Below are 13,975 nucleotides of genomic sequence, written 5' to 3' on the forward strand. Positions count from 1 at the left end.
CCCCTCGGGGCCCGTTTTTCGTCGGTGGTTGGTTGGATGACCGATGACGTCAATCCCCGCCACCACCTCCGCCGCAGCCGCCCCCACACCCGCTGCCGCTGTCGCCGGACGAGCCACCGCCATCGCTGGAGCCGCCGTCGCCGCTGCTGCTCGATTCGCTGCCGCCGAAGCCGCTGGCATCTCCCGAGCTGCCGCCGTCCGACGATGACGATTCCCCGAAGCTGGTACCGCATTGCGCGTCCGAACCGATATGCCGCTCGACCGCCCGGCAATCGGGCACGTAGCTGAAGCCGCCGGCAATCGCGAACTTGATGTCCAGCGCAAACAGCAGCGGCAGCCGCGCCGGATTGCGCGGATCGATGCTCTCTTCCTTGCAGGCCCAGTACCAGGTGCGGCGCAGGCCGTCGTTGCGCTTGGGGTCGCGTCCCAGCACCTCGGCAGGGCTGTGGTGCAACATGCCGCCGAAGGCCGCACTGCACCAGTTCTGATAGCCCTGCGTGTGCAGGATGAACTCATGCCACGCCGTGTCGACCACCTTCGAGGGCATGGCAACGAACTTGCGATCGCTGCGCAGATGGGACATGAAGAACTGGCGCAGCCCGCGCAGCACCAGTTCGGCGTCACGCCGGCTGAGCTGCGGGTGCGCCTCGCGCAGCTTGCCGATGAGGAACGGGGGCAATCGCGCCTCACGGATGAACTGGCGTCGCAGGCTGGTTTCGAGGAACTTGAGCACCGCCGAGAACAGCACTGCCACCACGATCAGAGCCACCACCACGCCCCAGCGGTGCGAGCCCAGGAACACGGCCACCAGCGCAACAAACGGCACCGCTCGCCGGGCCCACACCAGGGCCGCGATGCGGCGCCGGAAATTCAGGGGCAGAAAGTCGAGATCCATGCGCCGGTGGGTCAGCGGGTCAGACGACCACCGGCTCCGGCTCCAGCCGGATGCCGAAGCGCTCGTACACGCTGGTCTGGATGGCCTTGGCCAAGGTCATCACCTCGCCGCCCGTCACCGGGTTGGCAGAGCCGCCGCGATTGACCAACACCAGCGCCTGCCGCTCGTAGACACCGGCGTTGCCCACCGACTTGCCCTTCCAGCCGCAGGCGTCGATGAGCCAGCCGGCCGCGAGCTTGATGCTGCCGTCGTCCATCGGGTAGTGAACGATCTTCGGGTCGCGCGCGATGATGTCCGCGCACTGCTCCGGCGTGACCGTCGGGTTCTTGAAGAAGCTGCCGGCATTGCCCAGCACGCGCCAGTCGGGCAGCTTGGCGCGGCGAATGGCGCAGATCCAGTCGAAGATGTCTTGCGCATCCGGCGTGAAGTTGCCGGCCTCTTCCATCTTGCGCTCCAGGTCGAGGTAGCCGACCACGGCCTTCCACGGCTTGGGCAGCCGAAAGCGTACGCGGGTGATCACCGCCCGGCCCGACAGGCCAAAGTCGTTCGGCCCGCTGCGCACGTGCTTGAACACCGAATCACGGTAACCAAAGGCGCACTGCGCGGCGTCGAGCGTGAAGCTGCGCCCCGTTTCCAGGTCGAAGGCGTCGAGCGACTCGAAGCGGTCCTGCAGTTCGACACCATAGGCGCCGATGTTCTGCACCGGCGCTCCGCCCACCGTGCCGGGAATGAGGGCCAGGTTTTCCAGCCCCGGATAGCCGCTGCGCACCATCCATTCGACCGTGTCGTGCCAGATTTCACCGGCACCGGCCTCCACGATCCAGGCGCGCGGGGTTTCTTCCACCAGCCGCAGGCCCTTGATTTCGATTTTCAGCACCAGCGGCTTGACGTCGCCAGTGAGCACGATGTTGCTGCCGCCGCCCAGCACGAAGCGGGGGGCGTCGCGCCATTGCGGATCGGCACGCAGCGCGACCAGGTCGGCCTCGTCGGTGATGCGCGCAAGATGCTGCGCGCGCGCGACGATGCCGAAGCTGTTGTACGGCTGCAGAGGGACGTTGGACTCCACGATCATGGGAGAATTGTCGCATTCAGCCCAGTGCATCCAGGAGAGCCCATGCCGTCATTCGATACCGTCTGCGAGCCCAATCTGCCCGAAGTGAAGAATGCGGTCGAAAACACCGCCAAGGAAATCGCGACGCGCTTCGACTTCAAGGGCACCGCCGCTGCCGTCGATCTCAAGGACAAAGAGATCACCATGATCGGCGACGCCGAGTTCCAGCTCGTGCAGGTCGAAGACATTCTTCGCGCCAAACTCACCAAACGCAGCGTCGACGTGCGCTTTCTCGACAAGGGCGACGTCCAGAAGATCGGCGGCGACAAGGTCAAGCAGGTCATCAAGGTCAAGAGCGGCATCGAGAGCGAGCAGGCCAAGAAGATCACCCGCATCATCAAGGACAGCAAGCTCAAGGTGCAGGCCGCGATCCAGGGCGACGCGGTGCGCATCACGGGCGCCAAGCGCGACGACCTGCAGGCCGCGATGGCGTTGATCAAGAAGGACGTGCCCGACATGCCCCTCTCGTTCAACAACTTCCGCGACTGATTTTCATGAAATCCCTCGTCATCGCAGCGCATCTTCTGACCGCCGTTGCGATGGCGAATGCCGCCGGCTCGGTCACGCTGACCGGCACCATCGGCAGCCGCGCGATCCTGATCGTGAACGGCGCGCCGCCCAAGACCGTGGCGGTCGGCGAGAGTTTCCAGGGCGTGAAGCTGGTGTCGCTGCAATCGGAGCAGGCGGTGGTCGAGCTGGAAGGCAAGCGCACCACGCTGCGCATGGACACGCCGGTCAGCATCGGCGGCAATGGCGGCGGCTCCAGCGGTGGCAGCCGCATCGTGCTGTCGGCCGACAGCCGCGGCCACTTCATGACGCCGGGCACCATCAATGGCCGCACAGTCACGTTCATGCTCGACACCGGCGCCACTTCGATCGCGCTGTCGGCGGCCGATGCGCAGCGCATCGGGCTCGACTACAGCAAGGGACGGCCGGTGCAGATAGGCACCGCCAACGGCACGGCCCAGGGCTACAGGCTGCGGCTGCAGTCCGTGCGCGTGGGCGACGTCGAGGTCTACGACATCGACGCCGTCGTCTCGCAGGAATCAATGCCCTTCGTGCTGCTGGGCAACAGCTTCATCAACCGCTTCTCGATGCGCCGGGATGCGGACCAGATGGTCCTCGAAAAGCGGTACTGAGCTGCGCGCCGAGCCTCAGACCGCAGCAGCGGTCACCACGATCTCGATCTTGTAGGCCGCATTGGCCATCTTGGCCTGCACCGTCGCGCGCGGCGGCGTGTTGCCGGCCGGAATCCAGGCGTCCCACACCTCATTCATCGCCGTGATGTCGGTGATATCGGCCAGGAAGATCTGCGTCATGAGAATGCGCGACTTGTCGCTGCCGGCCTCGGCCAGCAGGCGGTCGACCATGCCCAGCACCTGCGCGGTCTGGCCGCGGATGTCCTGCGTGGTGTCGTCGGGCACTTGCCCGGCGAGGTAGATGGTGCCGTTGTGCACTGCCGTCTCGGACAGACGCGGGCCAACGTGAAAGCGGGTGATGGATGCCATGGTGTTCTTCAAGCCTTTTTCTTCGAGCCGAGTTTCGACTCCGTGCCGGCCGCGAGCCGGCGGATGTTTTCGCGGTGCCGCCAGATCAGCAGCAAGCTCATGATGATGAGCGCAATCAGCACCGTGCGGTCGAGCGGCCACGCAATGTTTCCGCCGAGCAGGTAGTAGGCCGGGGCAAAAAAGGCCGCGACCAGCGACGACAGCGACGAATAGCGAAAGAACACCGCGATGATCAGCCAGGTGACGCCGGTCGCCAGCCCCAGCCAGGGCGCGATGCCCACCAGCACGCCGGCCGCCGTGGCCACGCCCTTGCCGCCCTGGAATCCGAAGAACACCGGGTAGAGATGGCCCAGGAAGGCCGCGAGGCCCGCCAGCGCGGCCACGCCTTCGCCCAGGCCCCACTGCGCGCCGAAATGATGAATGAGGAACACGGGCAGCCAGCCCTTGAGTGCATCGAGCAGCAAGGTGGCCAGCGCCGCGCCCTTGTTGCCCGAGCGCAGCACATTGGTGGCACCGGGGTTGCCGCTGCCGTAGCTGCGCGGGTCGGCCATGCCGAGCGACTTGCTCACGATGACCGCAAAAGACAGCGAGCCGATCAGGTACGACGCCACGATGGCAATGAGGGATGGCAAATGAAAGCTCAAGACGGCGCTCCGCGGGGATGGTTGTTTTTCTTCGGTGACGACGGTGTGCCGTCGTCAGGTCTCGGGCGGCGATTGGATCACAACGTACTGCTTGCGAAACTCCAGCCCGCGATCGGGCCACTGCCGCACGTAGGCGCGCAGGGCATCTGCGCCGGCCGGCCAGTCTTCGCCGTTGACGCGGCAGTCGGCCTGCACTTCACCCTGGGCGTTGCGCGCCGCGTAGAGCCGCAGGCCGAACACACCGTTCGATTCGATCAGTGGCTGGAAGGCTTCCCAGGTGTTGGTGAACAGGCAACAAGGGCAAAACGGATGCTCTTCGTCTTCCGCGGCCTCGTGCATCGCACGGCTCGCCACCGGGCCGAACAGCACACGCCGCTCGCGCCCGCTCTGCGCGCCCTCTTGCGCCGCCCAGTTCATGCCCATCGACGTGCAATGGGAGAGTTCAGTGCGCAAGGCGTCCTGGAACACGACCAGGTCCACCTGGGCCCACAGGTCGAATCCGCTGGAGAGCGTCCCGGCCGCCGTGTCGCCGTTGGAATGCTGGAACTCGAAAGTGCCCTTCGGCAGCAGCCGCTCGTGCGCCACCTCGATGGTGGTGGAACTGCTCGCGTGGCCGTCTGGGGGGATCGACAGGCTCAGTATCTGCGGCAGCAGCCAGAGCCCGTCGGGCAGCACGATCCAGCCCTCGCGCTCCCGCTTGCCGACGTGGCCGCGCGCAGCGAGCGCTTCAAGCAGCAGCGCCGTCAGGTCGATGGTTTCGGTCCACGCGCGCTCGTCGTTGCGAAACGAGATCTCGAACGAGGCGCCCTGGCCCGGGTTGCCAGCAATGCGCGAAGGAAAGAAATCAGAGGGCGATGGATTCATGGCGCCGGCTATTCTGCCAGCGCACATTGCACCGCCTGGGCCCCTAGCAGCGCCACGCACACCTGCGGATCGATGCCGATGAGGTAGCCGCGCCGGCCGCCGTTGATCACGATGCCCGGCAGCTCGAGGATGGTCGATTCGATGTACACCGGCATCTTGCGCCGCGTGCCGAACGGCGAGGTGCCCCCGACCATGTAGCCACTGTGGCGCTGTGCCACGTCGGGCTTGCAGGGCTCGACCGACTTCGCGCCGATCTGCCGGGCGAGGTTCTTGGTCGACACCGTGCGGTTGCCGTGCATCAGCACGATCAGCGGCTTGGCGTCCTGGTCCTGCATCACCAGCGTCTTGATGACGGTGAACGGGTCGAGCCCCAGCATCTCGGCGCCGCGCTGGGCGCCGCCGTGCTCCAGGTACTCGTAAGGATGCTCGGTGAACGCGACCTTGTGCGCCCGCAACAGCTGGGTTGCGGGGGTTTCGGAAACGTGGGCCTTCTTGCTCACGCCGCCGGATCGCGAATTTCCCAACGGATCTTGTCGATCTCGGCCAGGATCTCCGGCGACAGCGTGGTGCCGTACACGTCGAGGTCTTCTTCCAGTTGCGCCACCGACGTCACGCCGATGATCGTGCTCGCCACCTGCCACTTCGTGTAGCAGAACGCCAGCGCAAGCTGCGTCGGCGTCAGGCCGTTGTCGCGTGCCAGCTGGTTGTAGCGCCTGGCCGCGCGCAGCGAATCGGGGCGGCCCCAGCGCTGCTTGCGCACCGACTCGTAGCTCGAAATGCGCGCGCCCTTCGGCGCCTCCGGGCCCTCGATGCCGCTCTGGTCGTACTTGCCGGTCAGCAGGCCGAAAGCCAGCGGGGAATAAGCCAGCAGCGACACACCCAAACGGTCCATGGTCTCGTCGAGCCCGTTTTCGTGTCCGCGGGCGATGAGGCTGTACACGTTCTGCACCGACGCCACGCGCGGCAGCCCGTGCTGCTCGGCCAGTCGCACGAACTCGTGCACGCCGTATGGCGTTTCGTTCGACAGGCCGATCGTGCGCACCTTGCCGGCCTTCACCAGCTTGCCCAGCGCTTCAAGCTGTTCGTGGATCGGCGTCTTCGACGTTTCCTTGGCCGGGTCGTAGTACATGTTGCCGAACAGCGGCACATGGCGTTCGGGCCAGTGGATCTGGTACAGGTCGATGACGTCGGTCTTCAGCCGCTTCAGGCTGGCATTGCACGAAGCCTCGATGTCGTCGGGCGTCATGCCGCTGCCTTCGCGCACCCAGGGCATGCCGCGCGACGGGCCAGCCACCTTGGTGGCGAGCACAAGCTTCTGGCGCGCACCGGGGTTGGCGGCAAACCAGTTGCCGATGATGGTTTCGGTGACGCTGTAGGTTTCCTTGCGCGTGGGCACCGAGTACATCTCGGCGGTGTCGATGAAGTCGATGCCGCGTTCGAGCGAACGGCTCAGGATGGCATGGGAGGTGGGCTCGTCGACCTGTTCGCCGAAGGTCATCGTGCCCAGGCAGATCGGGGTGACGTGCAGGTCGCTTTGACCGAGTTGGATCTTTTTCATGCGCGGGATGCTACCGCCCTCCTCCGCAATCTGCTGGCAGCACCGCCAAAGCCCGAGCGCCACGGCATACGGCCGCTGTCGTGTGCCGGACTGCGCGCGGCCGATGCCCTCCGTATCATCGACGCCCATGTACCAAGCCCTCCGTCCCTCCCGCAGCGAATTCGTGCCCGTGCGCAACCTCAGCTACCACGTGCGCCTCTGGGGCCTGCCCTCGGATGTGCGTCCTCCGCTGGTGCTCGTGCATGGCTGGATGGACGTGGCCGCCTCCTGGCAGTTCGTGGTCGATGCCATGGCGCAAGACCGCTTCATCATCGCGCCCGACTGGCGCGGCTTCGGCCTGACCGATGGCGGCGGCGTCGACAACTACTGGCTGGCGGACTACCTCGCCGACCTCGAATGGCTGCTCGACCACTACGTGGGCGAAGTCCGCGAAGGCGAAAGCCCCCGGCAGATCGACCTTGTCGGCCACAGCATGGGCGGCAACGTCGTCATGCACTACGCGGGTGTGCGACCGGAACGCATCCGCCGCCTCGTCAACCTCGAAGGCTTCGGCATGCCCGCGCGCAAGCCCGATGAAGCGCCCGCGCGCTACGGCCAGTGGATCGACGAACTCAAGCGACTGCACCGCGGCGAGATGGCGCTGGCCGGCTATTCGGCGGTGGACGGCGTGGCGCGCCGGCTCATGAAGACCAACCCGCGCCTGTCGCAGGACAAGGCCGACTGGCTGGCCAGCCATTGGTCGGCCGGCCACGCGCAGCCCGACGGCAGCATGCGCTGGCAGATCCTTGGCGAAGCGGCGCACAAGATCGTCAACGCGCACATCTTCCGCGTCGACGAAACATTGGCGCTCTATGCGCGCATCACGGCGCCGCTGCTGATGGTCGAAGCCTCCGACGACAGCCTGCAAGGCTGGTGGAAGAACCGCTACACGCTCGATGAATTCCACGAGCGCCTGAAGTCCGTGCCCTCGGTGCACACCGAACGGCTGGACGACGCGGGCCACATGCTGCACCACGACCAGCCGCAGCAGGTGGCGCGGATGATCGAGGACTTCCTGGCGACCTGAACGCCGCTGCGGGCGCGCGGACTCAGCCGCAGGGCGCCGTTGCGATCATCCTTGCCGCACGCAGGAAGTCGCCCGGCACCACCGTGCTCGGATTCCAGTTGCCTGCCACCGGCACCTGGCGCTTGTGCGCAATCACCATGTTCCGCTTCGGGATCACCAGGATGTATTGGCCGTGCACGCCCCACGCCATGTACGCCCCGCTCAACACAGAGTCCGCCGGCTCTTCCAGAAGCCACCACAGGTAGCCATAACCGAAACCGCGCCGCGCCACATGGGGCGGGTGCATCTGCGCGGAGGTGGTCACTGGCTGCGTGATCTGCGCGACCCACGCGGTGGGCACCAGTTGTTGCCCGCGCCAGTTGCCTTGGCGAAGCATCAGGTAGCCCAGGCGCGCCATGTCCCGCGTCGACAGGAAGAAGGGATACGCCAGGTGCTCGGACTTCGCGCTGTCGCCGCTGCGCTTGTGGCGGGCCACATTGAAATCCTCCAGCATCAGCGGCGCCGCAAGATCATCAGCAAAGGCCCGGTAGATGCTGCGGCCGGTCAACTTCTCGAAGGCGGTGCCAGCGGCGTTGAAGTCCCAGTTGTTGTAAAGAAAGTAGCTCCCGGGCGCTTGCGATCCGCGCGCGGGCGCAAACGCAAGATCGTCCCCGCCATTGGCCGCTGCGTGATAAACGCCCGACCGCGCCGTCAGCAAATCGCGCAAGCGCGCCGCGCGCTCGCTTGCAAGCAGGCCGCCGAGGTCATCGATGCCCAGATCGGCCAGCGTCCGGTCGAGGTCGACAGTGCCGTCTGCCACGTATTTGCCATACATCATCGACAGCAGGCTCTTGCGCACGGAGAACACGATGCTGACGGCGTCCAGCGGGCCTTCGCTGAACAGCACGCGCCCGCCCTGCACCGCCATCACGGCGGTGGTGTCCAGTGTCTTCAGGTACTCACGGGCCGCATCGAGCTGCCTATTGCATGCGGTACTGAGCTGCGCAGGGGGAACAAACTCCCACGACGAAAGCGGGAAGACAGCGGCGCCGGCATTGCCAGCAAGAGGCGCCGTGCACGCGCCGGCGAGCAGCAGGCACACCGTCGCCAGGCAAAACGCGAGGACGCGCACCGGCTTAGCCGCCACCGGTCGCCCGGCGCAGCGCCGCCCGCGCCAGCAGGCGCGTGGAGTCCAGCGTCGGCAGCGGCGAATTGGCGTCGCTCATGATCAGCGGGATCTCGGTGCAGCCGAGCACGACCGCGTCGCAGCCGTCTTCGTCCTTCATGCGCTGCATCACGCGCTGGAAGGTCGCGATCGCCTCGGGCTTGAAGATGCCGCAGACCAGCTCGTCCATGATGATCCGGGCGATCTCGTCGCGCTCCTCGATGGTGGGGCGAACGTATTCGAGCCCGCGCGCCGAGAGCTTTTCGGGATAGACCTCGCTGTCGACCAGCCAGCGCGTGCCGGTGAGGCCGATGCGCCGAAAGCCGCGCTGCGCCGCTTCATCGGCCACACAGCCCGCGATGTGCAGCCAAGGCAGCGGCGAGCGCGCTTCGATGAAAGGCAAGGCCTGATGGATCGTGTTGTCGGGGCAGACGAGAAAGTCCGCGCCGATCTTCGCGAGCTTGTGGGCAGAGGCGAGCATCACCTCGCCCACGCCCTGCCAGTCATTGCGGTAGATGTGCACCATGTAATCCGACAGCGACGGCGTGTGCATCGAGACTTCAGGGTGGGCATGCGGGCCGAGCAGCTTCGCGCCCTCCACGCAGATGGTTTGATAGCAAAGCGCTGCGCCTTCGGCGGAGCAGCCGACGATTCCGATGTGCTGGGTCATGGCGGCATCCTACAAAAAAGAACGCGCCATGCCCGTCACGCCGGGCTCAGGCGTGGCCCGCTTCGCTGTCCAGGTGCGCCATCTGCGCCGCTGCATAGCGGTCGCCGGCCGCCGCGCCCCTGGGCACCGCCCGCTCGATGGCGGCAAGATCGTCCGCCGACAGCGCCACGCCCAGCGAACCCAGCGCTTCTTCGAGCCGCGTGCGCTGCCGCGCACCGACCAGCGGCACGATGTCGTCACCCTGCGCCGCCACCCAGGCAATCGCGATCTGCGCGACCGTCACGCCCTTGGCGTCGGCGATCTTGCGCAGTGCCTCGACCAGCGCGAGGTTGCGGTCGGCGTTCTCGCCCTGGAAGCGGGGGCTGTGCGTACGGAAATCCTTCGCACCCGCGCCGCCCTTCTGCCAATGCCCGCTGATGAGGCCGCGCGAGAGCACGCCGTAGGCCGTGATGCCAATGCCGAGTTCGCGACAGGTGGCCAAAATGTCGTCCTCGATGCCGCGCGAGATCAGCGAGTACTCGATCTGCAGATCCGCGATCGGATGCACAGCCGCCGCCTTGCGGATCGTGTGCGAGCCCACTTCCGACAGCCCGATGTGCCGCACGTAGCCCGCCTTCACCATGTCGGCGATGGCGCCCACGGTGTCTTCGATGGGCACGCTCGCATCGAGCCGCGCCGGCCGGTAGATGTCGATGTGGTCCAGGCCGAGCCGCTGCAGCGAATAGACCAGGAAGTTCTTCACCGCCGCGGGGCGTGCGTCATAGCCGACCCAGTTGCCCGCGGGGTCGCGCATGGCGCCGAACTTCACGCTGACAAGGGCTGCGTCTCGCTGCGAACCCTTGAGGCCCTTGAGCGCTTCGCCGATCAGCATCTCGTTGTGGCCGCTGCCATAGAAGTCGCCGGTGTCAAGCAGCGTGATGCCCGCATCCATTGCGGCGTGGATGGTGGCGATGCTTTCCGCGCGGTCCGACGGGCCGTACATGCCCGACATGCCCATGCAGCCGAGGCCGATGGCGGAAACCTGCGGGCCGGTGGCGCCGAGTTGGCGTGTGTTCATTGGATGCATCCTTTCAGAGGGCTCCGCAAGCGATTGCGAGCGGCATGCCGGTAGTTTGGAAGGAAACAGCCCGTTCGATAATCCGTCCAGCACCGCACGGTCTGTGCGTAAAACCGCACAATCGCGCCATGACCGACCCCGATCTCTCCGACCTTGGCGCCTTCGTGGCCGTCACGCGGGCACGTGGTTTTCGCGGTGCCGCAGCCTTGCGCGGCGTGTCGCCCTCCTCGCTCAGCGAGGCCATGCGCCGGCTCGAAGCACAGCTTGGCGTGCGGCTGCTGAACCGCACCACCCGCAGCGTCACGCCCACCGAGGCCGGCCAGCGCCTGCTGGACCGCATCTCCCCGGCACTGGACGACATAGCCGGCGCGCTCGACACGCTCAACAGCTTTCGCGACAGCCCCACCGGCACGCTGCGGCTCAACGTGCCGATGATCGTCGCGCAGCGCGTGCTGCCGCCGCTGACCAGCCGCTTCCTGAAGGCGCACCCGGGCATCACGCTGGAGGTGACGACCAACGACACCTTCATCGACGTGCTCGCGGCCGGCTTCGACGCCGGCATCCGCTATGACGAGAGCATTGCGCGCGACATGATCGCCGTGCCGCTGGGCCCGCGCGTGCAGCACTTCGTGGCCGCGGCCTCGCCCGCCTACCTGGCCGCGCACGGCACGCCGAAGCACCCGACCGACCTGCTGCAGCACGCCTGCATCGGGCATCGTTTTCCGAGCGGCGTGCTGGCGACATGGGCTTTCGCGCGCAAGGGCAAAACCATCAAGATCACGCCGACCGGGCCGCTGATCGCCTCGATGCTCGACCTCGAAGTGCACGCGGCCGAATCGGGCCTGGGCCTGATCTACACCTTCGACGAATACCTGCGCCCTTCGCTGGACAGCGGCGCGCTGGTGCCGGTGCTCGAAGACTGGTGGCAGAGCTTCTCGGGCCCGTTCCTCTACTACCCGAGCCGAACGCACATGCCGGCGCCGCTGCGCGCCTTCGTCGACTTCCTGAAGGCCGAAGCGACACACTGATATCCGGCCAGCGGATAACCAAGCGCGCAAATCTTCGTTCGTCGGGCGAGCACCGCAACCTAGAGTGCGCAGTTCCCTTTGCTGCCCCTCCGGAGTTGCCCTTGATGCGTTTTTCTTCGCGCGCGCCCTCGCTGGCGCGCTGGTCCGTGGTGCCGCTGCTCGGCGGTCTTGCACTGAGCCTGCTCCTTCACGTTTCCGCCCACGCCGCCGACCTGCGCGTCGGCTTCATGCCCGGCCCCTACCGCGATGCCTTCACGAACGGCATCGAGCCCCAACTCAAGAAGCTCGGCTACACCGTCAAGTACGTCGAGTTCAGCCAGGGCGTGCAGCCCAACGACGCGGTCGAGCGCGGACAGATCGACGCCAACATCTTCCAGCACTCGCTGTACCTCAACGCCACCAACAAGCAGCAGAACTTCGACCTCGTGCCGGTGGTGCATGTGCCCACGCCGCCGATGGGCCTGTACTCGCAGCGCCACAAATCGCTCGACACGGTGCCCGATGGCGCCACGGTCACGCTGCCGGCCGATCCGGTGAACGCGGCGCGCGCGCTCAACATCCTCGCGGCCATCGGCTGGGTGACGCTCAAGCCGGGCGTGAGCCCGCTGAGCGTTTCCGAGCGCGACATCGCAAGCAACCCCAAGCGCCTGAAGCTGGTGCCGCTCGATGCCGCACAGGCGCCGCGCTCGCTGGCCGACGCCGACCTCGCCGCCGTGCAGGGCAACTTCGCGGTGGCCTCAGGCCTGAAGCTCACCGAAGCGCTGAAGCTCGAAGACATGACGTTGCCCTACGTGAACGTGGTGGCAGTCAAGCGCAGCAATGAGAACGCGAAGTTCGCGAAAGACATCGTGGCGGCCTACCAGTCGGCCGAGTTCCAGCAGTTCTTCAAGGCCAACCCGGTGTGGGCGGGCTACCGACTGCCCGACTACTTCGCCAAGTAAATGAGCAGCAGCACAACCGCACCGCGCAGGCAACTGCACCTGAACGTCAACATCCTGCACTCGGGCTTCGTGCCCTCGGCCTGGCGCCTGCCCGAGAGCGATCCGTGGGCTTTTGCCGACATCCAGCACTACATCCACACGGCGCAGATTGCCGAGGCGGCCAAGCTGGACGCGATCTTCCTGGCCGACAACGCGGCCATCGTCGACCAGATCCACTTCCGGCCGATCACTGCGCTGGAACCCACCATCCTGCTGGCCTGCGTGGCCGCCGCCACCACGCACATCGGCCTGATCGCCACCGCATCCACCAGCTACAACGAGCCCTACAACATCGCGCGCCGCTTCGCCACGCTCGACCATGTGAGCGGCGGCCGCGCGGGCTGGAACGTGGTGACCACGGCCGACCTGCCCTCGGCCCGCAACTTCGGCCACGACGCCACGCCCGACCATGCGAAGCGCTACGCCCGCGCCTCGGAGTTCACCGACATCGTGAAGGCGCTGTGGGACAGCTGGGAGGACGACGCTTTCATCGGCGACAAGGCCACGGGCCGCTTCATCGACCCGGACAAGGTGCATGCAATTGCGCACCGTGGCGAGCACTTCGCGGTGCAGGGGCCGCTGAACCTGCCCAGGCCGCCGCAAGGCCATCCGGTGCTGGTGCAAGCCGGTGCTTCGGCGGATGGACGCGAGCTGGCGTCACGCCATGCGGAGGCTGTGTTCTCTGCATCGCAATCCTTCGAGGAGTCGCAGGCCTATGCGCGCGCCCTCAAGACCCGCGCGGCCGAGTTGGGCCGTGGCCCCGATGCTGTGAAGGTGCTGGCTGGGCTGACCACCATCGTCGGCGACACGGAAGCCGAAGCGCGCCGTCGCCGCGATGAACTGGTCGACCTCATTCCGTGGGACTACAGCCTCACGCGGCTGGCCGGCACGCTGGGCATCACGCCCGACCGGCTGAAGCTCGACGAACGCCTGCCCGACAACCTGCCGCTGCCCGGCAATGGCAACGGCAACGGCAACCACACCTTCTTCAACGCGGTGGTGGCGGCAGGTCGCACGCACGGCTACACGGTGCGTCAGTTGATCCGCGAATTGGCGGGCGGCGGCGGGCATCGCGTGATCGTCGGCACGCCCGAGCAGATCGCCGACGACATCGAGCACTGGTTCAAGGGTGGCGCGGCCGATGGCTTCAACCTGATGCCCGATGCATTGCCACATGGGCTGCAGGATTTCGTGACGGGTGTGGTGCCGATCCTGCAGAAGCGAGGCCTCTTTCGCACCGAGTACGAGGGGCGCACGCTGCGTGACCATCTGGGGTTGGCACGGCCCGGCGGACGGGCGGCGCAACGGCTGGCTGCCTGACTGTCGGGGGTGTTGTAGCGCTGCTGCTGTTCAGGGCGACGCTCACGCCGACACGGTGCTCTTTTTCGCGAATGTCCCCCGCTTCGCTCCTCCTTTATTTCGCGAAAAAGAGCCCCGTATCGACGTGAGC

16 protein-coding genes are annotated in these 13,975 nt (G+C 66.5%); 6 read left to right on the forward strand and 10 right to left on the reverse strand.

The genetic code is table 11. The annotated features are described in order from the left end of the window. Positions 1 to 49 precede the first annotated feature (49 nt). Together H7F35_RS01925 and murB are read right to left on the reverse strand one after the other, a co-directional pair. Complete coding sequence (locus H7F35_RS01925; RefSeq protein WP_187111308.1) at positions 50 to 895, reverse strand: glycine-rich domain-containing protein; 846 nt, start codon at positions 893 to 895, stop codon at positions 50 to 52. 19 nt (positions 896 to 914) lie between these two features. After that, positions 915 to 1,967: a UDP-N-acetylmuramate dehydrogenase gene (gene murB / locus H7F35_RS01930; RefSeq protein WP_187111309.1), complete on the reverse strand. Its 1,053-nt coding sequence runs from the start codon at positions 1,965 to 1,967 to the stop codon at positions 915 to 917. 42 nt (positions 1,968 to 2,009) lie between these two features. Between murB and H7F35_RS01935 the strand changes: the two genes are divergently transcribed. Then, positions 2,010 to 2,495 carry a YajQ family cyclic di-GMP-binding protein gene (locus H7F35_RS01935; RefSeq protein ID WP_093238814.1) on the forward strand — a complete coding sequence of 162 codons (486 nt, stop codon included), beginning with the start codon at positions 2,010 to 2,012 and terminating at the stop codon, positions 2,493 to 2,495. A gap of 5 nt (positions 2,496 to 2,500) precedes the next feature. Next, on the forward strand, positions 2,501 to 3,145 hold the full coding sequence (locus tag H7F35_RS01940; RefSeq protein ID WP_187111310.1) for a TIGR02281 family clan AA aspartic protease: 645 nt from the start codon (positions 2,501 to 2,503) through the stop codon (positions 3,143 to 3,145). Positions 3,146 to 3,160: 15 nt separating this feature from the next. Here H7F35_RS01940 and H7F35_RS01945 read toward each other — a convergent pair whose 3' ends face one another. From H7F35_RS01945 to H7F35_RS01965, 5 genes are read right to left on the reverse strand one after another with little or no spacing between them, the layout of a single operon-like run. Further along, positions 3,161 to 3,514, reverse strand: a complete 354-nt coding sequence (locus H7F35_RS01945) for a RidA family protein (protein WP_187111311.1) — start codon at positions 3,512 to 3,514, stop codon at positions 3,161 to 3,163. Between the two features lie 8 nt (positions 3,515 to 3,522). Further along, positions 3,523 to 4,158: a glycerol-3-phosphate 1-O-acyltransferase PlsY gene (plsY, locus tag H7F35_RS01950; protein ID WP_187111312.1), complete on the reverse strand. Its 636-nt coding sequence runs from the start codon at positions 4,156 to 4,158 to the stop codon at positions 3,523 to 3,525. A gap of 54 nt (positions 4,159 to 4,212) precedes the next feature. Beyond that, positions 4,213 to 5,022 (reverse strand): DUF6348 family protein, encoded by an 810-nt coding sequence (locus tag H7F35_RS01955; RefSeq protein WP_187111313.1) that lies wholly within the window; start codon positions 5,020 to 5,022, stop codon positions 4,213 to 4,215. 8 nt (positions 5,023 to 5,030) lie between these two features. After that, the gene (locus tag H7F35_RS01960; RefSeq protein WP_187111314.1) at positions 5,031 to 5,522 is read right to left on the reverse strand and encodes an aminoacyl-tRNA deacylase; all 492 of its coding nucleotides are present in this window, start codon (positions 5,520 to 5,522) and stop codon (positions 5,031 to 5,033) included. Next, entirely contained in the window at positions 5,519 to 6,580 is a 1,062-nt protein-coding gene (locus tag H7F35_RS01965) for an aldo/keto reductase (RefSeq protein ID WP_187111315.1), read from the reverse strand. The genes H7F35_RS01960 and H7F35_RS01965 overlap by 4 nt, the downstream gene beginning before the upstream one ends. Before the next feature lie 127 nt (positions 6,581 to 6,707). Between H7F35_RS01965 and H7F35_RS01970 the strand changes: the two genes are divergently transcribed. Then, entirely contained in the window at positions 6,708 to 7,646 is a 939-nt protein-coding gene (locus H7F35_RS01970; protein WP_187111316.1) for an alpha/beta fold hydrolase, read from the forward strand. Positions 7,647 to 7,668: 22 nt separating this feature from the next. On the opposite strand, the gene H7F35_RS01975 is transcribed toward H7F35_RS01970, so the two are convergent. Genes H7F35_RS01975 through H7F35_RS01985 form a run of 3 tightly spaced genes read right to left on the reverse strand, consistent with a single transcriptional unit; the run spans position 7,669 to position 10,517 of the window. Further along, positions 7,669 to 8,757 (reverse strand): serine hydrolase domain-containing protein, encoded by a 1,089-nt coding sequence (locus tag H7F35_RS01975; protein WP_187111317.1) that lies wholly within the window; start codon positions 8,755 to 8,757, stop codon positions 7,669 to 7,671. Positions 8,758 to 8,761: 4 nt separating this feature from the next. Beyond that, the gene (locus tag H7F35_RS01980) at positions 8,762 to 9,460 is read right to left on the reverse strand and encodes an aspartate/glutamate racemase family protein (RefSeq protein WP_187111318.1); all 699 of its coding nucleotides are present in this window, start codon (positions 9,458 to 9,460) and stop codon (positions 8,762 to 8,764) included. Positions 9,461 to 9,506: 46 nt separating this feature from the next. Then, a complete protein-coding gene (locus tag H7F35_RS01985; RefSeq protein WP_187111319.1) occupies positions 9,507 to 10,517 on the reverse strand; it encodes an aldo/keto reductase in 1,011 nt (336 codons plus the stop codon). A 128-nt stretch (positions 10,518 to 10,645) separates the two neighbouring features. Between H7F35_RS01985 and H7F35_RS01990 the strand changes: the two genes are divergently transcribed. The 3 genes from H7F35_RS01990 (at position 10,646) to H7F35_RS02000 (ending at position 13,845) form a co-directional block, all read left to right on the forward strand. Next, positions 10,646 to 11,545: a LysR family transcriptional regulator gene (locus H7F35_RS01990; RefSeq protein ID WP_187111320.1), complete on the forward strand. Its 900-nt coding sequence runs from the start codon at positions 10,646 to 10,648 to the stop codon at positions 11,543 to 11,545. A gap of 104 nt (positions 11,546 to 11,649) precedes the next feature. Then, entirely contained in the window at positions 11,650 to 12,486 is an 837-nt protein-coding gene (locus H7F35_RS01995; RefSeq protein ID WP_187111321.1) for a MetQ/NlpA family ABC transporter substrate-binding protein, read from the forward strand. Further along, positions 12,487 to 13,845: an LLM class flavin-dependent oxidoreductase gene (locus H7F35_RS02000; RefSeq protein WP_187111322.1), complete on the forward strand. Its 1,359-nt coding sequence runs from the start codon at positions 12,487 to 12,489 to the stop codon at positions 13,843 to 13,845. The last annotated feature ends 130 nt before the right edge of the window (positions 13,846 to 13,975 follow it).

It is taken from the genome of Variovorax sp. PAMC26660 (genome assembly GCF_014302995.1).
Taxonomy (GTDB): domain Bacteria; phylum Pseudomonadota; class Gammaproteobacteria; order Burkholderiales; family Burkholderiaceae_C; genus Variovorax.